Raw genomic sequence first — 22,339 nt, forward strand, 5'->3', positions numbered from 1 at the left:
ACCCTTTTCGAGGATTTAACGATGCTCGTTTATTGGCTGGATATTCTTGGCACAGCCGTTTTTGCTATCTCCGGCGTCCTGCTCGCCGGAAAACTACGCATGGATCCGTTTGGCGTGCTGGTGCTGGGCGTGGTGACCGCCGTGGGCGGCGGGACTATCCGCGATATGGCGCTGGCCAATGGCCCGGTGTTTTGGGTGAAAGATCCGACCGACCTGGTGGTCGCGATGGTCACCTGTTTGTTAACCATTGTGCTGGTTCGCCAGCCCCGCCGATTACCAAAATGGATATTGCCGGTACTGGATGCCGTCGGTCTGGCCGTGTTTGTCGGTATTGGTGTCAATAAGGCGTTTAATGCGGGCACCGGTCCGATGGTGGCGATCTGCATGGGCGTGTTAACCGGCGTGGGCGGCGGGATCATTCGCGACATTCTGGCACGGGAGGTGCCGATGATCCTGCGTACTGAAATTTACGCGACGGCCTGTATTGCGGGCGGCATTGTCCACGCGACCGCGTATTACACCTTTGCCATTCCGCTGGAAAACGCCGCGATGCTCGGGATGATCGTGACGCTGGCGATACGTTTAGCGGCGATACGCTGGCATCTGAAGCTGCCGACGTTTGCGCTGGATGAAACTTCAAGATAGGCGTCGTTTATAAGCCCGGTGGCGCTTCGCTTACCGGGCCTACAATCCGCATTCAGGCTTAAATGCTGAACGAAGACCCACACCCGCAGGTGCTTGTTGCGTTCGGGTTGGTGACCACAAAGCGTGAACCTTCCAGACCTTCGGTGTAGTCGACCGAACCACCTACCAGATACTGCAGGCTCATCGGGTCAACCACCAGCGCGACGCCCTGTTTCTCAATGGTCATATCGCCATCGTTAACCTGATCGTCAAAAGTAAAACCGTACTGGAAGCCGCTGCAGCCGCCACCGGTAATATAGACACGCAGTTTCAGATCCGGATTGTCTTCGTCGGCAATCAGGGTTTTCACTTTGTTGGCTGCTGCTTCGGTAAATTCCAGCGGCACAGCTACGTCATCACTCATCTTATGCTCCCATGAATACTGCTATTGGGTAAAATTCACCCAATTCTTTTCGTCATTATCTAATACCCTGGTAATTCATTCAAGTATTCTGCGCGGCGGCCCGCTCCGCCTCTTGTTTTGCCAGGGTACGCGCGAGGATGGTGGAGTATAGCGGTTTTCCCCCCAGGAACTGGGCTAATAGTGTCGCCCCGAGACAGGTAATGATCATTGGCAAAATGAGCTGGTAATTGTCCGTCATCTCCAGCACCAGCACGATCCCGGTCAACGGCGCGCGCAGGGAGGCGGCCAGCAGCGCCCCCATTCCGGCTACCGCAAAGGTCCCTGCATCAAGGTGATAGGCGGGAAAGCCCGCTTCAGCCGCCATACCAAACGCGGTGCCCAACAAGGTTCCCAGCGCCAGCATCGGGGCGAATATCCCGCCGGGCGCGCCGGAGGAAAAACACAGCACCGTCGTGATGACGCGGGAGATAAACATAAACAGCAGCAGACCCACGCTGAAGTTCCCCGCCGCCGCAATGGGGATCAGCCCGAAGCCGCCGCCCGCGGCATTTGGCTCGATAAACCCGAGCACGCCACAGATTCCGCCAAGCAGGCCGCCCATCAGCACCCATTTAGTCGTATTCCCACCGTGAATACGCTGGAACATATCCTGAGCGCGCAGGATAAAGGTGTTAAACAGCGGTCCCACCACGCCAAAAATCATGCCGAGGATCAGGTAAAGCCACAGGGTGTTAACCGGCGCGTTGGTCAGTTTACCCACCTCAATGACCGCCCCTTCGCCATTAAAGAGGCGAAACACGATGCTCGACATAATGACGCCGGTAAACACCGCTTTAATGGAGATCAGGTTGTAGCGAAACTGCGCGCGCATCTCTTCGATGATAAACAAAATGCCCGCCAGCGGCGCGTTAAACGCCGCCGACAGCCCCGCCGCCGCACCGGTAGCCAGCAGCGTATGGCGCGCTTCGGCGCTGCGCATCCGAAAGAGATCGCCCACCATGCGGCCGACGTTCCCGCCCAACTGAACCGTGGGTCCTTCCCTGCCGAGCACCATTCCCGCGCCCAGCGTACCCATGCCGCCGATAAATTTCACCGGAATGACTCGCCACCAGCGCACCGGACGCAGCTCCTCCAGCGCCCCTTCAATTTCCGGGATGCCGGACCCGCCCGCCTCCGGCGCAAATTTACGCACCAGAAAATACCCCACCATGGCGAACAGCGCCGACAGCCCGAACGCCGCAACCCAGACCAGCCATCGGCTGTCGGCGAAACCGGCCACGGTTCCCACTCGCCAGTTGAGCACGGCATTAACCGCTTTTTCAAACGCCACGCCCACCAGACCGGCGAGTGTTCCCACCACGGCAGCGGCCAGCAGGATCGCCAGCGGCGTTTTATCGCGATTGAGCAGCCGTCGAATACTGATTCGATGCTGGGCGCGCGTAAACTGTTGTTCTTCAAAAGACGGAGAATCTGATTTCATATCCTGTACTTATTCGTCATACAAAAAGCCGCGTGGATTTTACCAGAGACAGCCCCACCGTCTCCTGAAAATTACTTAACAAATCTTAAAGCATTACCAGGCTAAAAATTTCATAACCTTCCCCGAATCACTTAGAATAGTGGGCTTAATCATTTTATACGAACCAGGAACGACGCCATGAGCAAGTCTGAAAACCTCTACAGTGCAGCCCGCGAGCTTATTCCGGGTGGCGTGAACTCACCTGTGCGCGCCTTTACCGGCGTGGGCGGCACGCCGCTGTTTATCGAACGTGCTGACGGCGCGTATCTGTATGATGTCGATGGCAAAGCCTATATCGATTACGTCGGCTCCTGGGGGCCGATGGTGCTGGGTCACAACCACCCGGCCATTCGTAACGCGGTAATTGAAGCCGCCCAGCGCGGCCTGAGCTTCGGTGCGCCTACCGAAATGGAAGTGAAGATGGCGGAACTGGTCACCGAGCTGGTCCCGACCATGGACATGGTGCGCATGGTGAACTCCGGTACCGAAGCCACCATGAGCGCCATCCGACTGGCGCGCGGTTTTACCGGCCGCGATAAAATCATCAAGTTCGAAGGCTGCTACCACGGCCACGCGGACTGCCTGCTGGTGAAAGCGGGTTCCGGCGCGCTGACGCTCGGCCAGCCAAACTCGCCTGGCGTACCTGCGGATTTCGCGAAGCATACCCTGACCTGCACCTATAACGATCTGAACACCGTTCGCGCGGCGTTCGAGCAGTATCCGCAGGAGATCGCCTGCATCATCGTTGAGCCAGTTGCGGGCAACATGAACTGTATCCCACCGCAGCCTGACTTCCTGCCGGGCCTGCGCGCCCTGTGCGATGAGTTCGGCGCGCTGCTGATCATCGACGAAGTGATGACCGGCTTCCGCGTGGCGCTGGCGGGCGCCCAGTCTTATTACGGCGTGGAGCCGGACCTCACCTGTCTGGGTAAAATCATCGGCGGCGGCATGCCGGTCGGCGCGTTCGGTGGACGTAAGGACGTCATGGAAGCGCTGGCTCCAACCGGCCCGGTTTACCAGGCGGGCACGCTCTCCGGTAACCCTATCGCCATGGCGGCGGGCTTTGCCTGCCTGACCGAAGTGGCTCAGCCTGGTATTCACGAAACCCTGACCGACCGGACCACGCAGCTGGCAAACGGCCTGCTGGAAGCGGCAGAAGAGGCCGGTATTCCGCTGGTGGTTAACCACGTAGGCGGGATGTTCGGGATTTTCTTCACCGAGGCGAAAACCGTGACCCGCTATCAGGACGTGGTGAAGTGCGACGTTGAACGCTTCAAGCGCTTCTTCCACCTGATGCTGGAAGAAGGCGTCTACCTGGCACCGTCCGCATTCGAGGCGGGCTTTATGTCCGTGGCGCACAGCGAAGAAGATATCAACAACACCATTGACGCGGCGCGTAAGGTGTTTGCGAAGCTCTAAGAGCATTGCCGGGTGGCGCTAACGCTTACCCGGCCTACGGTATTCTCCCTCTCCCCGTGGGAGAGGGCATCAAGCCGCACCTGATTACCGACTCTGCTTTCTCAACAGATAAATAAAATACGGCGCACCAATAAAGGTCGACAGCAGCCCCGCCGGGATCTGATACGGGAACAGCACCATTCTTCCGCACCAGTCTGCAAACACCAGCATCACCCCGCCCGTGAGGGCCGACATGACAATATGCGGCATCGTCCGGCGGAACCCCATCATTCTGGCGATATGCGGCGCCATTAACCCCACAAAACTCAGCGGGCCAATCGTCATGGTGGCCGTCGCCGTCAGGCACGCGGCGAGCAGCAGCAGCGCTACACGCGCTGGCGTCAGCGCCATGCCCACCGCACGTGCGGTTTCACCGCCGAGCGGCAGAATAGTCAGCCAGCGTCGGCACAGCGGCACCATCGCCAGCAGTACGATCATCACGAGCCCGGACCCGATCGCCTGGCTGCCGGTCGCGCCGTACGTTGAGCCGGATATCCAGGTCAGGATCTTCGCCATACGCGGGTCGCCGCTTGCCTGCAGCATCATCAGCAGCATGGTGAACGCGGTGCTGAGCGCCATCCCCGCCAGCAGCATGCGGTGCGGTGAAAACCCGCCTCGACCAGCGGCAATCAGGATAATCAGCAGCGTAACCGCCGCCCCGAGACTGCCGGCAGGCATCAGCCAGCCAAACGCATTGCCCGGCACAAAGAACAGCATCAGCACCACGCCAAAGGCGGCGCCAGAGCTGATCCCAAGCACTTCCGGGCTCGCCATCGGGTTGCCGGTCAGACGCTGAATAATGCACCCCGCCACCGCCAGCATTACCCCTGCGATCAGCGCAGCAAAGATACGCGGCCAGCGCCACTGCAGCAGATCGTTGAGTAAATCGCCCGTTGCCCAGTGCCAGCCCGCGGCATCGCGACCGAATGAGAGCGCCGCGAACGAGGCAATAACCAGCACCGCCAGCCCGGCAAGGCTAAACCACAGTACCGACTGACGTTCAGCATGGACTTTATCGCCCGCATCCATCGCCGGTGCGCTCATGCTGCGCAGACGCGGCAGCAGCCAAAGCAGCAGCGGCGCACCGATAAGCGCCGTGACCGAGCCGGTAGAGACTTCCCGCCACACCCGCGCCAGCCAGAGAATAAGCTGATCGGAAAGCCAGAGGATCAGCGCCCCAATCAGCGAGGCCAGCAGCAGACGCGCCAGCAAACGACGCGCCCCGAGCATTTTCGCCAGCAGGGGCGCAAACAGGCCGATAAACCCGATGATGCCGACCGCGTTCACCAGCAGGGCGCTTAATACAATCGCCAGCGTCAGCGCCGCCAGGCGAGCCAGTGACAGCGCCAGCCCCAGGTTACGCGCCACGCCATCATCCAGTCCCATCAGCGTAAGAGGGCGCAGGAGCAGTAGCGTCAGCACGACACCGCCAGCCAGCTGCGGCCACAGGCGCAGCACAACGCTCCAGTCGGTTTGGGTGAGCGTACCGGTACTCCACAGGAACATGCTTTGCAGCCGATCGTGGTGGAAAAGCACCAGCAGCTGGTTAATGGCGCCACAGTAGAGGCTCACCACCAGCCCGGCCAGAATGAGCGTCACAGGGGAAAGGCGTTTGCCCCAGGCCACGCCAAAGACCAGTGCGCCCACTACGCACGCCCCCGCGAGTGCCGCAAACTGCGAGGTTAACGCTCCCGGCAGCGCCCACAGCGTGGTGATAGTGATCCCAAGCTGTGCGCCGGTCGCGACGCCGAGCGTGGTTGGCTCCGCCAGCGGGTTACGTAACACCTGCTGGAACAGCACGCCCACCAGCCCTAAGCCGGCACCGACTAAAAGGGAGATTGCCAGACGCGGCAGCAGGCTGTAGTGGAACAGCATCTGCTGAATATTGTCGATATCCGGCGAGGCCAGCGCGGCTCCCCATTGCGCGCGCGGTAACGCGGCAGAGAGGTTGAACCCGGTTAACGCCAGCGCGGCAAGAAAAATCAGCATCAGCAGAAGCGCCGGGAAACGGGCAATACGCGTATTCATGCTTTACCTCCCAGGGCGTTATCCAGCACGCGGGCAAAATGCATCGCCGACAGCGTCGCGCCGTAGAACCAGACCGCCGGAGCGCGCTGGAAGCGCCGCTCGCGCACAAACGGCATCGCCTGCCAGAGCGGGGTCGCCATCAGGGTTTGCATGTCGCGCTCGTTGCCGTGATCGAAGCACAGCACATCCACATCGCGAAACGCCGCGAGGCGATCGATACCCACAGCGGTACTGCCCCAGAACGTCATCTCCCCTTCCCAGGCGTTGCGAATGCCGAAGCTGTCCAGCACCTCCTGGAACAGGCAGTTTTTACCAAAGACCAGCATATGGCGGGCATCCAGCAGCGTCACCATCAGCAGCGGACGATCGCCCCGGTGAGCAAAACGCGGCTTCAGGGAGTCGATCAGGGCATCAAATTCGTCGAGATGCCGTTTGGCCTCCGCTTCCCGGTTAAGGAAATGCGCCATCTCGCCAATCGAATTTTTCGCTACGGCCAGCGGTTTTTTACCGTCGCTGAAAGCGAATCCGCGCCCGGGCGCAATGCGCGCCATCACCTCTTCTGACGGACCGTAGCCCGCGGACCAGAACAGGAACGAGGGTTTCATCTGGGTGAGCAGCTCGAGGTTTGGCTCCGTACGCAGGCCGACGTCGATCACCGAGTCCGGCAGCTTCGGCTCGTTCACCCAGAGGTTATAGTTGGGAATGTCCGCGACGCCGTAGGGCGTAACGCCGAGCGCCATCATCAGCTCGACCGGCAACCACTCCAGCGCCACTATGCGGTGCGGATCGACGGCGGCGGCACGCGCCGTATTCATTTTTAACAGCAGCGGTGAGAGGGCCATCGCCGTCAGCAGGCGACGGCGGCTAATGCGCATGTTGTCCAGCATCAGTACACGAAGCTCACCGGTGCAGCCCCGGCCGGGTGAGGCAGAATACCCATCGGAATACCGTAAATGTGTTCCAGCGTTTCGCTGCGCATCAGCTCGGACGGCGTTCCCTGCGCAATCATTTCGCCGCCGCGCAGCGCAACAAGGTAATCGCAGTAGCGTGCCGCCATGTTGATATCATGCAGCACCGCAATCACCGTCAGACCGCGCTGCTGGCTCAAGCGGTGCACCAGCGCCAGAACATCGACCTGATGGGCGATATCAAGTGCGGAGGTGGGTTCGTCGAGGAGCAGGCAGCGGCTGTCCTGGGCCACCAGCATTGCAATCCACGCGCGCTGGCGTTCACCGCCGGACAGGCTATCCACCAGACGGTGCGCCAGCGGCTTAAGCCCGACCAGCGCAATCGCCTCTTCCACTTTCTCTCTGTCGGCCACGCCAAAGCGTCCAAGCGCGCCATGCCACGGATAACGCCCAATCGCCACCAGTTCTCGCACCGTCATCCCCTCCGCCTGCGGCAGCTGCTGCGGCAGATACGCCACTTTGCGCGCAAAGGCTTTACTGCTCCAGCTCTCCAGCGGTTGGTCATCCAGCAGGATGTCGCCTTCTGACGGCGGCTGATGTCGTCCCAGCATCTTGAGCAGCGTGGACTTACCGGAACCGTTGTGACCAATCAGGCCAGTGACTTTACCTGCGGGAAACGTCAAAGAGAGCGGATGCAGCAAGGTGCGCCCGGGTACGCGAAAGGAGAGATGGTTGAGCGTAAAGGTGGTGTCGGGTTGCGTTTGATTATCCTGCATATCAGCCAACTTAAATAAAAAGGGCACGGCGAACCGTGCCCGAAGAGAGATTAGAAGCGGAATGTCGCGGTAGCAACAACCTGACGTCCTGCTCCCCAGTAGCAGGCATATTCGCTGTAGCAGCTGGAGACGTATTCGCGATCGAAGATGTTGTTCACGTTGACGCCGACAGAAGAGCCGGGAAGTCCAAAGCGTGCCAGATCGTATTTCACGGTGGCATCCGCCAGGGCATAGCCCGCGACGTTGAATGACTGGTAGGCTTTTGGCGACGAGGCAGAGTAATAGGACACGGTGTTACCAATGTAACGGGTGCCAGCCCCTACCGTCAGACCGCTCAACGCCGTCTCATGGAAGGTATAATCTGCCCACAGAGACGCCATATTGCGCGGCACTTCCGCCGGACGACGGCCTTCATACCAGGTATCGTGCGTGTATTTGGCATCAGTAAAGCTATAGGAAGCCGTCACGTTCACGTTGGCAGAGACGGCAGCTTTCGCTTCCAGTTCGAAACCGCGAGAGCGAATTTCACCGCCCTGCACGCTAAAGCCGCTGGTCGGGTTCGCCGGATCGGCCGTCAGGTTGTTGTTTTTGGTTAACTGATAAACAGCAGCCGTGACCACAACAGGCAGATCTTTCGGTACGTATTTCACGCCTGCTTCATACTGCTTGCCGCGTGCAGGATCGAACGGTTTGCCGCCCTGAGTGGTACCCGAAATCGGTTCGAACGATTCGCTATAGCTGAAATAAGGCGTGATGCCGTTGTCGAACAGGTAGTTAATCCCGCCGCGCCACGTGAATGCCTGATCGTTGATTTCCGCGGTAGTACCGGTTGTACGCGTCAGTGCTGAGGTTTTCGCAAAGTCATAGCGGCCACCCATTGTGAGTACCCACTTATCCCATTCAGCCTGATCCTGCGCATAAAGGCCGGTTTGTTCCTGACGGTTGAGCACTTTGTAAAGGTAGTAAACGTCGACATTTGGATTGCCGTACGCAGGCTTCGTCATACTGATGGGATCGGCCGTGCCGTAGTCAGCATCAATATCATTACGCATGCGGAGGTAATCAACGCCCGTCAACAGGGTATGATCCACTGCACCCGTCGCAAATTTGGACTGAAGCTGAGTATCAACGGTAAACGAGTTGAGGTCCTCATCGGAGCGCACATACGCGCGGCTGATCTGAGCCGGTGCAATATAGCCGTTACCGTAGACGGAACGGTAAAGCGTATTGATTTTGGTGTAACGCAGGTTTTGACGCACGGTAAAGGTGTCATCAAACTGATGCGAGAAGCTGTAACCCACCATTTTCTGACGACGGGAGATCTTGTTATCTTCTTCACCTTCGTTGAAATCGGTCGGCAGCTTGTGTGCTTTGCCGTTGGCATCGTAGTAAGGCACAACGGTACCTTCCCGCGGCAGCCAGCCGTAATAGCCTGCATCCGGATCGCTCTGGAAGTTGCTCAGGAAAGTAAAATCGGTTTTATCGTCAGGACGCCAGCTGAAAGCAGGTGCAATGGCGTAGCGGGAAGATTTCACCATCTCCTGCTGCGCATTTTCGCTGCGCCCCAGACCGGTCAGACGGTATGACCACACGCCGTCATCATCAATCGCATCGCTGAAATCAAACCCAGTCTGCCACAGGTTATCGGTACCCATTTTGAACTGAATTTCTTTCAGTGGCTCGGTGGTTGGGCGCTTGCTGACCATGCTGACCACGCCGCCCGGGTGGCTTTTACCGTACAGAACGGACGTTGGGCCACGCAGCAGCTCGACGCGCTCAAGGAAATACGGATCCATGGACGCTTCAGAATAGTTATCTCCCTGCAGCTTCATCCCGTCCAGATACTGGTTAGTATTCACGGTACTGGAGGTGGTGAACCCACGAATAGAAACAACGTCATACGTTGTAGACGCCCCGCGTGTTGCGAACACGCTCGGCGTATAGGCCAGCGCCTGTTTAACCGTGCCCGGCTGCTTCATGTCCATCTCTTCACGGGTGACGACAGAAATAGACTGCGGGGTTTTCTCAATCGGGGTATCGGTCTTGGTCGCGGTGGCGGTGCGTTTAGCCGCAATCGTGGGTGCCGGTCCCCAGGCACTTTCCTGTGCCGCAGGTGCTGCGGTTACCGTAATGGTTTCTTCTTTTTTCGGGGTTTCGGCAGCATGTGTATAAGCCGACATGCCGGCAACCGCTGTGGCGACGACGACCGCGATTTTACGCAGCGACGTATTGATTGGCTGAGCAGTATTGGAAAGCGCCATGGTGTATCTCTGATGGAAAAGTGAATGATAACGTAAACGAGAATTATTATTATGACCGCAGCATAATAGGCGAAACGCTGACTGCATAGCAAGCAGTAAGCGGCCCTACGAGAATTAAGGGTTTAAGAAATAACCAAGAGAGAACGAAGGGTTAATCAATATTAAAAAGAGGGTTAAAAAAAGGGGGGGAATGGGTAAAAAAATCCCCCCTTGCGGGGGGACCTCACGCGGTTAGTTACCGCCGAACATATCTTTAATCCAGCCTGCGACACCATCGCTGTCTTTCTTCTCGTTCTGCTGCTGCGGCTGTTGCTGCTGCGGCTGCTGTGGCTGAGAAGACTGCTCGAACGGGTTACCCGTTGGCTGTTCTGGCTGGCTTTGCTGGCACAGGGAATCCGGGTTGGTTGTCCAGACCGGCAGAGTACGCATTCCGCCGCCGCAGACGAAGTTACCGGAACTGTCCACGCCCATATCGACGATATCTTCCGGCGCAACCAGGTTCAGCGGCACCGGGGACTGATTCGCCAGATAGCGCTGGTAAATCGACATCGCCCCGCTCGCGCCGTACAGCTTGGTCGGCTGGTTGTTGTCGCGGCCTACCCAGGTGATCACCACTTCACGACCATCAATACCGGCAAACCAGGTATCAACGTTGTTGTTGGTGGTCCCGGTTTTACCCGCCAGATGCAGGCCCGGATACTTCGCCCCCAGCTGACGGCCGGTACCGCGCTGCACCACCTGCTGCATCGTCCACAGCGTCATATAGGCTGCCTGCGCAGGAACGGCACGTTCCGCCTGCGGGAAGCTCTGATACAGCACGGAGCCATCTTCGGCAATCACTGAACGCAGGGCGGAGAGCGGCGCGCGGTTACCGCCGCTGGCGATCGTCTGGAACGCCTGCGCCACTTCGATCGGCGTCAGGTTGAGCGCCCCCAGGATCATCGCCGGTACCGGGTGCAGCTGATCTTTCGCCACGCCCAGCTTCTGCCAGGTATCGACAATCGCTGGCAGACCCAGCGACATGCCCAGGTTCACCGTCGGCACGTTCATGGAGCGCGTCAACGCATCCACCAGCATAACCTGACCGCTAAACTGCTTGTCGTCGTTCTGCGGTGACCACACCTGGCCGTTAGGCTGGCGCAGGGAGATCGGCGCATCCGCAATCCAGGTATTCAGACGATACTGGTTTGGCTGACTCAGGGCAGTGAGATAGGTTGCCGGTTTTGCCAGAGAGCCGATCGAGCGACGCGCCTGCATGGCACGGTTATAGCCAGCAAACTGCGGCTCGGCACCGCCCACCATCGCACGAACTTCGCCGGAGTTACGGTCAACCACCACCATCGCGGTTTCAAGATCGGAGAGCTTACGCTGTTTCTTCAGCGCCGGAATGCCTTCCACCGCCGCTTTTTCTGCCGCATCCTGCGCCACGGAGTCAAAGGTCGTAAAGATCTTCACGCCGGAGAGATCTTTCACTTTGTCACCCAGCTTGCTTTGCAGCTCCTGACGCACCAGCTGCATAAACGCAGGCTGAGGCGAGATCACCCCACCGCGCGGCTGCACGCCGAGCGGACGCGCGCTCAGCATGTCGTACAGCTCCTGGTCAATCACCTGCTGCTGTTGCAGCAGACGCAGAACGAGGTTACGACGCTCCAGCGCCAGTTTCGGGTTACGCCACGGGTTATAAATGGACGCCCCTTTCACCATGCCCACCAGCAGCGCCTGCTGATCCAGACTCAGCTCTTCAACCGGACGACCAAAGTAGTACAGGCTCGCCAGCGGGAAGCCGCGGATTTCGTTGTCGCCGCTCTGACCGAGGTACACCTCGTTCATATACAGCTCAAGGATACGATCCTTGCTGTAGCGCGCATCCATCAGCACGGCCATATACGCTTCGTTCGCTTTACGCCAGTAAGAGCGCTCGCTGGAGAGGAACAGGTTCTTCACCAGCTGCTGGGTCAGCGTACTTGCCCCCTGCACGGTACGGCCCGCGGTCAGGTTAGCCAGGACCGCACGGCCAATCGAGTAGAGGCTGATGCCGTCATGCTCGTAGAAGTGGCGGTCTTCGGTTGCCAGCAGGGTATCAACCAGCAGATCCGGGAAGCCGTTACGCGCCACGAACAGACGCTGTTCGCCGTTCGCCGACGAGAGCATGGTGATCAGGCGGGGATCGAGACGGAAGAAACCGAACTGACGGTTGTTATCCATGTTCTCGATGGTATCCAGACGATCGCCGTCAAAGGTCAGACGCGCGCGCACCTGACCCTCTTTGCTGTCCGGGAAATCAAACGGACGGCGGATCATCTCAATGCTGTTGGCCTGCACGGTGAATTCGCCAGGGCGCGTCATTTTTGACACCTGACGATACTGGGTAGCTTCCAGCAGTTTTACCATTTCGTTTTTCGTGATGGACATATCTGGCTCAAGGTTCACCATGCGGCCATACACGGCCGCAGGTAACTGCCAGACTTTACCGTCGATACGGCTGCGGATCTTCTGATCCAGATAGACGCCGTAAATTGCCATCAGCACAACAAAAACAATAAAGAGCTTCAGCAGCAGCCAGAACCAGCCGCGTTTGCCCCGAGGCTTGCGCCCTTTGCCTTTCCCTTTACGCGGCATCGGTTCTTCATCCTCATCATCGTCTTCATAGTCATCGTCATAGTCCTCATCTCTGAGGCGACGACGGCTTACCTTTTCTTTCGCCGGACGCGTTGGTCTTCCCTTACGTCCTATTGGCTCGCGGTCATTCCCCGCCATGCTTTTTCTCCGCAACTTTCAGGCGCAAAGGCCCGATTCTCTTTTCTTCCACCGGTCTGTGAAAGAAGAAATCTCTCAAAATTAGTTCTCCCTCTCCCTGTGGGAGAGGGCCGGGGTGAGGGCATCAGGCCGCACATCCCTTTCAGGAATACTTCTTCGTCCGCTTCGTCGGCGCCGTATTCGCCGGATCGTCCGGCCAGACGTGTTTGGGGTACCGCCCTTTCATCTCTTTTTGCACGTCACGGTAGCTCCCCGCCCAGAACGCCCCCAGATCGCGAGTGATCTGCAAGGGTCGATGCGCGGGCGACAGCAGTTCAAGCACCAACGGCACGCGCCCTTCAGCGATAGACGGCGTGGTTGCCTCACCAAACATCTCCTGCATTCGAACCGCCAGCGCCGGCGGATTATCCTCATGATAACGGATGGCAATCCGGCTTCCGGTCGGCACAGTGTAATGCCCTGGCAGTTCACTATCCAGACGTTGACGCAATGACCAGTCCAGTAAATTCTGTAACGCGACCTTAACATCAAGCGCTTTCAGCGCCCGCAGGGAGTGTACGCCGCTCATCTGCGGCAGTAGCCAGGCCTCCAGCGACGCGAGTAACGTTTCGTCATCCACCGCTGGCCAGGCGTACTCCGGCAACCAGCGAGCGGCGCAGTGCAGGCGAATGCGGTACTGCTCAGCCTCCGGTGTCCAGTTCAGCACGCTCAGCCCTTTTTCCCGAATGCCGTTCAGCATAGCCTGATGGAGCTCGTCTTCCGACGGCTTCGCCAGCGGCTTCGTTCCGAGTGTCAGTTTGCCAATCTGGCTGCGACGAAACGCCTTCAGCGTGCCCTGGGCGTCATCCCACTCGACGATGTCCGATTGCTGGAGCAGATGCGGACAGGTACGGGTCAGGGCGTCAATATCGACGGCAATCGCCTGCAGGATACGCGCATCCGGTGAGTTGCTCCCCTGCAGCAGGAGCGGCGCAATCAGCCACTCATGACGCGTCAGGGCATCATCGCTGTCCAGCATCGCCCCCATACCGTTTGCCAGCTGGTAGCGACCGTCCAGCCCGCGCCGACGCGCAATCCGGTCCGGAAACGCCTGCGCTAACAGCCGGGAGATGCTCTCACTGTCTGGCACGCCGCCGCGGCTGTTAAGCCGCTTACAGAGCTGCTGGGCCCGCTGCTGCCAGTTCCCCTGATTGCGCGAAAACGCCTGCCCCAGATCGCTACTGCCTCCGCGCGGCGGCTCCTCAAGGATAGCCGCCAGTTTGGCTGCCGTGGCAATCTCATCCTCCCCCTGCGCGGCCACCAGCATCGCGGCCAGACGCGGATCGTTGCCCAGTGCCGCCATTTTCTGGCCGCGTACCGTCAGACGTTCGCCTTCCAGCGCACCAAGCTGGGTCAACAGGTTGCGCGCAGCGGTGAGGTTCACGGCTGGCGGGGAATCAAGCCAGGTAAGCTGTCCAGGCTCCGGGCAGCCCCACTGCAGCAGATCCATCACCAGGCCAGACAAATCGCTTTGTAAAATTTCCGGTGTGCTTTGCTGCGCCGCGCGTTCCGCCTGCTCTGCGCTGGTCAAATGCAGGCAGATACCCGGCTCAAGTCGCCCCGCGCGGCCCGCGCGCTGCACCATTGATGCCTGGCTGATGCGCTGCGTCAGGAGTTTAGTCAGCCCGGTGCGCGGGTCAAAGCTTGCCACCCTCTCCTGCGCGCTATCGACCACCAGGCGAATACCTTCGATGGTCAAACTGGTTTCAGCAATATTGGTTGCCAGTACCACCTTGCGCTGTCCAACCGGGGCAGGAAGGATAGCTTTACGCTGCTCCTGCAGCGACAGCGCGCCGTAGAGCGGGCAGAGCAGTACATCACCGCCTACGCGAGAGGAAAGCTGCTCCTGCACGCGCTGGATCTCCCCGACGCCCGGCAAAAACAGCAGCAGCGAGCCGGGTTCCTGACGCAGCAGTTCTGCGGTGGCAATGGCGACCGCTTCGTCAAAACGCTGATGGGAGGGAAGCGGTTGATAGCGGCGTTCAACAGGAAACGCCCGCCCTTCAGAGCTGATGACAGGCGCATCGGGTAGCGCCTGCCGTAGCCGCGCATTGTCCAGCGTGGCCGACATTATCAGCAGCCGGAGATCGTCACGCAGTCCCTGCTGAACGTCCAGCAACAGCGCGAGGGCCAGATCCGCCTGCAGGCTGCGCTCGTGAAATTCATCCAGGATCACCAGCCCGACGCCGGTCAGCTCCGGATCGTTTTGCAGCATGCGGGTGAGAATACCCTCGGTGACCACCTCAAGGCGCGTTGTCGGACCCACGCAGGTCTCGGCGCGCATCCTGTACCCTACCGTTTCGCCCGGTTTTTCATTCAGCAGTTCCGCCAGGCGCTGCGCTACGTTGCGCGCGGCCAGCCTGCGCGGCTCCAGCAGGATAATTTTCCCGCTGATGTTCCCCTCTTTCAGAATCTGCAGCGGCAGCCAGGTGGACTTACCCGCCCCCGTCGGGGCATTCAGCAAAACCTGCGGGGAATGGCGTAAGGCAGCGAGAAGGTCAGGAAGAACAACGGCGACCGGCAATGAGGACACTAACAGCTCCAGAGGGTTAACATTCGTCGGCGTACATTGTAGCATCGGCGCATATCATTACCGAGTCCTCCGTATGCCTGAGTCGAAACGGCTGTTTTTTGCCATTGAATTGCCCCCCCCTTACAGCGTCAAATTGTTCGCTGGCGCGCTGACCACTTCCCGCCGGAGGCCGGACGCCCTGTCGCGGCGGCCAACCTGCACCTGACGCTGGCCTTTTTGGGCGACGTCAGTGCCGAAAAACAGCGGGCGCTAGCCGCCATGGCAGGGCGTATTGCCCAGCCGGAATTTACGCTGCACCTCGACGACGCGGGCCAGTGGCTGCGTTCGCGCGTGGTCTGGCTGGGTACGCGACAGCCTCCGCGCGGATTATTACAGCTGGCGAACATGCTGCGCGCGCAGGCGGCGCGCAGCGGCTGTTATCAAAGCCCACAGCCGTTTCATCCGCACATCACCCTGCTGCGCGATGCCGGTCAGGCCGTTGCCATCCCGCCGCCGGGTTTTCACTGGGCCTTTCAGGTCAACACATTCGCGCTTTATGAATCCGTCTTTATTCAGGGACGCACCCGCTATACGCCGCTACAGCGCTGGACGCTGGGCGACACCGAAAGGAATTCTGATGAAGTTTAGTCCTCCCCTGCAGCACGCTACGCTTGTCCAACGCTACAAACGCTTCCTCGCCGATGTGATCACGCCAGAAGGCGAACAGCTCACCCTGCACTGCCCCAATACCGGTGCCATGACGGGCTGTGCGACGCCGGGTGACAGGGTCTGGTATTCCACATCAGAAAATACTAAACGCAAATATGCTCATACCTGGGAAATGACCGAAACCCAAAACGGGGCATTTATTTGCGTTAATACCCTGCGCGCCAATCAGTTAGTTAAGGAAGCGCTGACCCATGGCGTTATTCCCGAACTGGTTGGTTATGGCACGCATAAAAGCGAAGTGAAATATGGCGATGAAGGCAGCAGAATTGACTTCATGTTACAGGCGGAAGACAGGCCGGAGTGCTATATTGAAGTAAAATCAGTGACGTTAGCGGAACAGGAAAATGGCTACTTCCCGGATGCGGTAACGCTACGTGGTCAGAAGCATCTGCGAGAGCTAATGAGTGTTGCGGCGGCGGGCAAACGCGCCGTATTGCTGTTTGCGGTATTGCATTCAGCCATTGAACGTTTCTCCCCTGCCCGCCATATTGATCCTAAATACGCGCAATTGTTGAATGAGGCACAAAAGCAGGGGGTAGAGGTTTTCGCTTATAAAGCGGAACTTTCTGCCGATAATATGACTCTGAGATCCTCTCTTCCCATTGTCTTATAAGGGATTAGACGATTGACTATTAAGTGTTCTGGCCGCGTGCGCAAATACGCTTTTCCTCACAGGCTTGTCAAGTGTTACGTTTAGATAATTGCCATACGGAAAAGCATCTGCTATTTATAGCGACCTGATTTTTCCCCCAACACGGGGATCGATAGTGCGTGTTAAGGAGAAGCAACATGCAAGAAGGGCAAAACCGTAAAACATCGTCCCTGAGTATTCTCGCCATCGCTGGGGTGGAGCCGTATCAAGAGAAACCGGGCGAAGAGTATATGAACGAAGCCCAGCTGTCGCACTTCAAGCGTATTCTTGAAGCATGGCGTAATCAACTCAGGGATGAAGTCGATCGCACCGTTACTCATATGCAGGATGAAGCTGCTAACTTCCCGGATCCGGTAGACCGTGCCGCTCAGGAAGAAGAGTTCAGCCTCGAACTGCGTAACCGTGACCGCGAACGCAAACTGATCAAAAAGATCGAGAAAACGCTGAAAAAAGTCGAAGACGAAGATTTTGGCTACTGCGAATCCTGCGGTGTTGAAATTGGCATTCGTCGCCTGGAAGCGCGTCCAACCGCCGATCTGTGCATCGACTGCAAAACGCTGGCCGAAATCCGCGAAAAACAGATGGCCGGTTAACACCAGCGCTGTTTACACACTCCAAAGGCGGGAGTCTCTCCCGCCTTGTTACTGTTGATATGTCTGAATCACACTATATTGGGCGCTTCGCGCCATCTCCTTCCGGTGAATTACACTTCGGCTCATTAATTGCCGCGCTCGGCAGCTACCTGCAGGCTCGCGCCCGTCAGGGAAAATGGCTCGTCCGCATTGAAGATATTGACCCTCCGCGTGAAGTTCCCGGTGCAGCAGAGACGATTCTGCGTCAGCTGGAACATTACGGTCTTCACTGGGATGACGAGGTTCTGTGGCAGTCAACACGTCACGAGGCGTATCGGGAACGTCTGGCCTGGCTTCGCGCTCAGGGGCTTTCCTATAACTGCACCTGCACCCGCGCGCGTATCCAGAGCGCAGGCGGCGTCTATGACGGCCACTGCCGCACGTTGAACAACGGTCCTGAAAATGCCGCCGTGCGCATACTGCAGCGCTCACCGGTGACGCGCTTTCACGATTTACTCTCCGGTGAGATTCATGCCGATGAACGTCTGGCGCGTGAGGATTTTATTATTCACCGTCGCGATGGCCTGTTCGCCTACAACCTGGCCGTGGTGGTGGACGATCATTTCCAGGGCGTGACGGAAATTGTGCGCGGGGCGGATCTGGTCGAGCCCACCGTACGGCAAATCTCGCTGTATCACCAGTTTGGCTGGACGGCACCGGACTATATTCATCTGCCGCTGGCGGTTAATGCGCAGGGCTTAAAATTATCAAAGCAGAACCACGCCCCGGCCCTGCCAGACGGCGATCCGCGTCCTGTTTTGATCGACGCGCTGCGTTTTCTCAACCAGAATGTAACCAACGAATGGCAGGATCTTCGTATTGACGAACTGCTGAAAATGGCCATCGCCAACTGGACGCTCAGGGCTGTGCCAAAAATCCAGCATTCTCAAATGCGTTGCGCTGAGCTATGATTAGCCGCTTTTTTCATAACAAAACACACTACGAGGTGTACCATTTTTACCCGAGTCGCTAATTTTTGCCGTAAAGTGCTAAGCCGCGAAGAGAGCATGGCGAATGATGCTATTGCACAGCCACACATGTCGGTTATTCCGCGTGAGCAGCACTCTATTTCCCGCAAAGATATCAGTGAAAATGCCCTCAAGGTACTCTATCGTCTGAATAAAGCGGGCTACGAGGCCTATCTCGTCGGCGGTGGGGTGCGTGATTTACTGCTGGGCAAAAAACCGAAAGATTTCGACGTGACGACCAGCGCCACGCCTGAGCAGGTGCGCAAATTATTCCGCAACTGTCGTCTCGTTGGCCGCCGCTTCCGTCTGGCTCACGTGATGTTTGGGCCGGAAATTATCGAAGTGGCGACCTTCCGCGGCCACCACGAAGCGGGCGCATCCGATCGCACCACGTCGCAGCGCGGCCAGAACGGTATGCTGCTGCGCGACAACATCTTCGGCTCTATCGAAGAAGATGCCCAGCGTCGCGACTTCACCATCAACAGCCTCTATTACAGCGTGGCGGATTTCACCGTGCGCGATTACGTCGGCGGCATGCAGGACCTGAAAGAAGGTCTGATCCGCCTGATCGGCACGCCGGAAACGCGCTACCGTGAAGATCCCGTGCGTATGCTGCGCGCCGTGCGTTTCGCCGCCAAGCTCAATATGCGCATCAGCCCGGAAACGGCCGAGCCGATCCCGCGTCTGGCGACGCTGATTAACGACGTGCCGCCTGCTCGCCTGTTCGAAGAGGCGCTGAAGCTGCTGCAGGCCGGCCACGGTTTTGAAACCTATAATCTTCTGCGCGAATACAACCTGTTCCAGCCGCTGTTCCCGACCATTACCCGCTACTTCACCGAAAACGGTGACAGCCCAATGGAGCGCATGATTGCGCAGGTGCTGAAGAATACCGATACCCGCATTCGCAACGACATGCGCGTGAACCCGGCGTTCCTGTTTGCCGCGATGTTCTGGTATCCGCTGCTGGAAACGGCCCAGCGCATTACCCAGGAGAGCGGGCTCGCCTATTACGATGCGTTCGCGCTGGCCGCCAACGACGTGCTGGACGAAGGCTGCCGCACGCTCGCCATTCCGAAACGTATTACCACTCTGGTGCGCGACATCTGGCAGCTTCAGCTGCGCATGTCCCGTCGTCAGGGCAAACGCGCCTGGAAGCTGATGGAGCATCCTAAGTTCCGTGCCGCCTTCGATCTCCTGTCGCTGCGCGCTGAAATTGAACGCAACCAGGAGCTGCAGCGTCTGGCGCAGTGGTGGGCTGAATTCCAGGTCTCCGCCCCGCCAGAGCAGAAAGATATGCTGACCGGGCTGGATGAAGAGCCGGAACCGCGTCGCCGTCATCGTCGCCCGCGCAAACGCGCGCCGCGTCGTGAAGGGACAGCATGACCCTCGCGTATATCGCCATCGGCAGCAATTTAGCCTCACCGCTGGAGCAGGTGAATGCTGCCGTAGAGGCGCTGGGTGAGATCCCGCAAAGCCGCATCGTGGCGGTCTCCTCGTTCTATCGCACCCCGCCGCTGGGGCCGCAGGATCAGCCAGACTACCTCAACGCCGCCGTGGTTCTTGAGACTGAGCTGGGTCCCGAAGCGCTGCTGGACAATACCCAGCGTATTGAGCTTCAGCAGGGCCGCGTACGCAAAGCCGAACGCTGGGGGCCGCGCACGCTTGATCTCGATATTATGCTGTTCGGCCATGAGGTGATTAACACTGAACGCCTCACCGTACCGCATTACGACATGAAAAATCGCGGGTTTATGCTCTGGCCGCTGTATGAAGTTGCCCCTTCCCTTACCTTTCCTGACGGGCTCTCGCTAAAGGCCGTTCTCAACAGTCTCGGTGCGGAGAAACCCGCCCGCTGGTAAGGCTGTTTTTTTAGCGATTAACCATAAAATATTTATGGTTAATCGTTTACCTAAAATCATTGTTCCCTCGAATGTTACTGTTAGAATGCGCAAAGATTCGCTTTTGGGCTATCAGGAAACAGTATGAAACCAACCACCATCTCCTTACTGCAGAAATGCAAACAGGAAAAAAAACGCTTCGCCACCATCACCGCGTATGACTACAGCTTCGCCAAACTGTTTGCCGAAGAGGGGATCAACGTCATGCTGGTCGGGGACTCGTTAGGGATGACGGTACAAGGACATGATTCCACCCTGCCGGTAACGGTTGAGGATATCGCTTACCATACCCGCTCCGTGCGCCGTGGCGCCCCAGCCTGCCTGCTGCTTTCCGATCTGCCGTTTATGGCCTATGCCACGCCGGAACAGGCATTCGAAAACGCGGCGGCAGTGATGCGTGCCGGTGCCAATATGGTCAAAATTGAAGGCGGCGCCTGGCTTGTGGATACGGTGAAGATGCTCACCGAGCGCGCCGTGCCGGTGTGCGGGCATTTAGGCCTGACGCCGCAGTCCGTCAATATCTTTGGCGGCTATAAGGTGCAGGGCCGTGGCGATGCAGCCCAGACGCTGCTGGATGATGCCCTGGCGCTGGAAGCCGCAGGTGCCCAGCTGCTGGTGCTGGAGTGCGTGCCGGTTGAGCTGGCGAAACGCATCACCGACGCGCTGTCCATTCCGGTGATTGGTATTGGTGCAGGCAACGTCACCGACGGTCAAATTCTGGTGATGCACGACGCCTTCGGTATCACCGGCGGACACATCCCGAAATTTGCCAAAAATTTCCTCGCCGAAGCGGGCGACATGCGCGCTGCGGTCAGGCAGTATATTGCCGACGTTGAATCCGGTGTTTACCCGGGTGAAGAACACAGTTTCCATTAAGGAGTCTCGTTGTGCTAATCATTGAAACCCTGCCGCTGCTTCGCCAGCATATCCGCCGCGCGCGACAGGAAGGTAAACGTATCGCACTGGTCCCGACCATGGGCAATCTGCATGACGGCCACATGAAGCTCGTCGACGAAGCCCGTGCGCGAGCAGATATCGTGGTGGTCAGTATCTTCGTGAACCCCATGCAGTTTGACCGTGCCGACGACCTGGCACGCTATCCGCGCACCCTGCAGGAAGATTGCGAGAAGCTCAAAAAACGCCACGCGGATATTGTCTTCTCACCTGCACCGGCGGACGTTTACCCGCAGGGTACCGAAGAGGCAACCTACGTTGACGTCCCGGGCATTTCCACCATGCTCGAAGGCGCGAGCCGCCCGGGCCATTTCCGCGGCGTTTCCACCATCGTTAGCAAGCTGTTCAACCTGGTGCAGCCGGACGTGGCCTGCTTTGGCGAGAAAGATTTCCAGCAGCTGGCGCTGATCCGCAAGATGGTTGCGGATATGGGTTACGATATCGAGATTGTCGGCGTACCGATTGTACGCGCCAAAGACGGTCTGGCACTCAGCTCGCGAAATGGCTACCTGACTGCCGAACAGCGTAAAATCGCGCCGGGCTTAAGCAAGGTCATGAACACCATGGCAGAGCAGATGCTGGCAAAAGAGTTAACAGCAGAAGAGATTATCGCCCTTGCCGAGCAGGCGCTTAACGATAAAGGCCTTCGTGCTGACGACGTACAAATTCGTGATGCTGATACGCTGCTGGAATTAACCCAGAACAGCAAGCGCGCAGTCATCCTGGTGGCGGCCTGGCTAGGTCAGGCGCGTCTGATCGACAATAAAGTGGTTGAGCTGGCGTAGTTCCCTTCACCCCTGATAATGATAGGTAAACGTAATGATTCGCAAAATGCTGCAAGGTAAGCTTCACCGTGTGAAAGTCACGCAGGCCGACCTGCACTATGAAGGCTCCTGCGCCATTGATCAGGATTTCCTTGATGCAGCAGGTATCCTCGAAAACGAAGCGATTGATATCTGGAACGTGAACAACGGCAAACGCTTCTCTACCTACGCGATTGCCGCCGAGCGCGGGTCCAAAATCATCTCCGTTAACGGCGCTGCGGCGCACTGCGCGGACGTGGGTGATATCGTGATCATCGCCAGCTTCGTGATGATGTCTGACGAAGAAGCCCGCCGCTGGCAGCCTAAAGTGGCCTACTTCGAAGGCGAGAATGAAATGAAGCGCACCGCAAAGGCGATTCCGGTTCAGGTTGCATAA

At 58.2% G+C, this 22,339-nt stretch carries 18 protein-coding genes and 1 pseudogene; 11 read left to right on the forward strand and 8 right to left on the reverse strand.

Annotated elements, in window-relative coordinates; genetic code table 11:
• Positions 1 to 21 precede the first annotated feature (21 nt).
• Positions 22 to 645, forward strand: a complete 624-nt coding sequence (locus tag ACVCAM_RS14810) for a TRIC cation channel family protein (RefSeq protein ID WP_008501922.1) — start codon at positions 22 to 24, stop codon at positions 643 to 645.
• Between the two features lie 58 nt (positions 646 to 703).
• Here the strand turns inward: ACVCAM_RS14810 and erpA are convergent, their stop codons facing one another.
• Both erpA and clcA read right to left on the reverse strand, forming a co-directional pair.
• Positions 704 to 1,048 carry an iron-sulfur cluster insertion protein ErpA gene (erpA, locus tag ACVCAM_RS14815; protein WP_008501923.1) on the reverse strand — a complete coding sequence of 115 codons (345 nt, stop codon included), beginning with the start codon at positions 1,046 to 1,048 and terminating at the stop codon, positions 704 to 706.
• 79 nt (positions 1,049 to 1,127) lie between these two features.
• Positions 1,128 to 2,528: a H(+)/Cl(-) exchange transporter ClcA gene (clcA, locus tag ACVCAM_RS14820; RefSeq protein ID WP_021240492.1), complete on the reverse strand. Its 1,401-nt coding sequence runs from the start codon at positions 2,526 to 2,528 to the stop codon at positions 1,128 to 1,130.
• Between the two features lie 177 nt (positions 2,529 to 2,705).
• On the opposite strand from clcA, the gene hemL reads away from it, so the two are divergent.
• On the forward strand, positions 2,706 to 3,986 hold the full coding sequence (gene hemL, locus ACVCAM_RS14825) for a glutamate-1-semialdehyde 2,1-aminomutase (RefSeq protein ID WP_008501925.1): 1,281 nt from the start codon (positions 2,706 to 2,708) through the stop codon (positions 3,984 to 3,986).
• 84 nt (positions 3,987 to 4,070) lie between these two features.
• Here hemL and fhuB read toward each other — a convergent pair whose 3' ends face one another.
• The 6 genes from fhuB to hrpB form a co-directional block, all read right to left on the reverse strand.
• Complete coding sequence (gene fhuB / locus ACVCAM_RS14830; RefSeq protein ID WP_248202208.1) at positions 4,071 to 6,053, reverse strand: Fe(3+)-hydroxamate ABC transporter permease FhuB; 1,983 nt, start codon at positions 6,051 to 6,053, stop codon at positions 4,071 to 4,073.
• Positions 6,050 to 6,940: a Fe(3+)-hydroxamate ABC transporter substrate-binding protein FhuD gene (gene fhuD / locus ACVCAM_RS14835; protein WP_023293241.1), complete on the reverse strand. Its 891-nt coding sequence runs from the start codon at positions 6,938 to 6,940 to the stop codon at positions 6,050 to 6,052. Before fhuD ends, fhuB begins: the two co-directional genes overlap by 4 nt.
• Entirely contained in the window at positions 6,940 to 7,737 is a 798-nt protein-coding gene (gene fhuC, locus ACVCAM_RS14840) for a Fe3+-hydroxamate ABC transporter ATP-binding protein FhuC (protein ID WP_047346397.1), read from the reverse strand. The genes fhuD and fhuC overlap by 1 nt, the downstream gene beginning before the upstream one ends.
• A 50-nt stretch (positions 7,738 to 7,787) precedes the next feature.
• Complete coding sequence (fhuA, locus tag ACVCAM_RS14845) at positions 7,788 to 9,998, reverse strand: ferrichrome porin FhuA (protein WP_021240495.1); 2,211 nt, start codon at positions 9,996 to 9,998, stop codon at positions 7,788 to 7,790.
• Between the two features lie 231 nt (positions 9,999 to 10,229).
• A complete protein-coding gene (gene mrcB, locus ACVCAM_RS14850; protein WP_008501930.1) occupies positions 10,230 to 12,755 on the reverse strand; it encodes a bifunctional glycosyl transferase/transpeptidase in 2,526 nt (841 codons plus the stop codon).
• Between the two features lie 142 nt (positions 12,756 to 12,897).
• The gene (gene hrpB, locus ACVCAM_RS14855) at positions 12,898 to 15,327 is read right to left on the reverse strand and encodes an ATP-dependent helicase HrpB (protein ID WP_407223068.1); all 2,430 of its coding nucleotides are present in this window, start codon (positions 15,325 to 15,327) and stop codon (positions 12,898 to 12,900) included.
• Between the two features lie 73 nt (positions 15,328 to 15,400).
• Between hrpB and thpR the strand changes: the two are divergent.
• The 9 genes and pseudogenes from thpR to panD all read left to right on the forward strand — a co-directional run bounded on the left by thpR (position 15,401) and on the right by panD (position 22,339).
• Positions 15,401 to 15,954: pseudogene (gene thpR / locus ACVCAM_RS14860) on the forward strand (RNA 2',3'-cyclic phosphodiesterase).
• Positions 15,944 to 16,648 (forward strand): DNA/RNA nuclease SfsA, encoded by a 705-nt coding sequence (sfsA, locus tag ACVCAM_RS14865; protein ID WP_021240498.1) that lies wholly within the window; start codon positions 15,944 to 15,946, stop codon positions 16,646 to 16,648. The pseudogene thpR and the gene sfsA overlap by 11 nt, the downstream one beginning before the upstream one ends.
• A gap of 176 nt (positions 16,649 to 16,824) precedes the next feature.
• The gene (gene dksA, locus ACVCAM_RS14870) at positions 16,825 to 17,280 is read left to right on the forward strand and encodes an RNA polymerase-binding protein DksA (protein WP_001155232.1); all 456 of its coding nucleotides are present in this window, start codon (positions 16,825 to 16,827) and stop codon (positions 17,278 to 17,280) included.
• Between the two features lie 59 nt (positions 17,281 to 17,339).
• Positions 17,340 to 18,230 (forward strand): tRNA glutamyl-Q(34) synthetase GluQRS, encoded by an 891-nt coding sequence (gene gluQRS, locus ACVCAM_RS14875; RefSeq protein WP_008501938.1) that lies wholly within the window; start codon positions 17,340 to 17,342, stop codon positions 18,228 to 18,230.
• 42 nt (positions 18,231 to 18,272) lie between these two features.
• On the forward strand, positions 18,273 to 19,670 hold the full coding sequence (gene pcnB / locus ACVCAM_RS14880) for a polynucleotide adenylyltransferase PcnB (protein WP_072203850.1): 1,398 nt from the start codon (positions 18,273 to 18,275) through the stop codon (positions 19,668 to 19,670).
• Entirely contained in the window at positions 19,667 to 20,146 is a 480-nt protein-coding gene (gene folK, locus ACVCAM_RS14885; RefSeq protein WP_021240500.1) for a 2-amino-4-hydroxy-6-hydroxymethyldihydropteridine diphosphokinase, read from the forward strand. Before pcnB ends, folK begins: the two co-directional genes overlap by 4 nt.
• A 123-nt stretch (positions 20,147 to 20,269) precedes the next feature.
• Positions 20,270 to 21,061, forward strand: coding sequence for a 3-methyl-2-oxobutanoate hydroxymethyltransferase (gene panB, locus ACVCAM_RS14890; RefSeq protein WP_065102054.1), 792 nt, complete (start codon positions 20,270 to 20,272; stop codon positions 21,059 to 21,061).
• A gap of 11 nt (positions 21,062 to 21,072) precedes the next feature.
• Positions 21,073 to 21,924, forward strand: coding sequence for a pantoate--beta-alanine ligase (panC, locus tag ACVCAM_RS14895; protein ID WP_008501942.1), 852 nt, complete (start codon positions 21,073 to 21,075; stop codon positions 21,922 to 21,924).
• Between the two features lie 34 nt (positions 21,925 to 21,958).
• The gene (panD, locus tag ACVCAM_RS14900; RefSeq protein WP_006173750.1) at positions 21,959 to 22,339 is read left to right on the forward strand and encodes an aspartate 1-decarboxylase; all 381 of its coding nucleotides are present in this window, start codon (positions 21,959 to 21,961) and stop codon (positions 22,337 to 22,339) included.

It is taken from the genome of Enterobacter sp. CFEC122 (assembly GCF_052983755.1).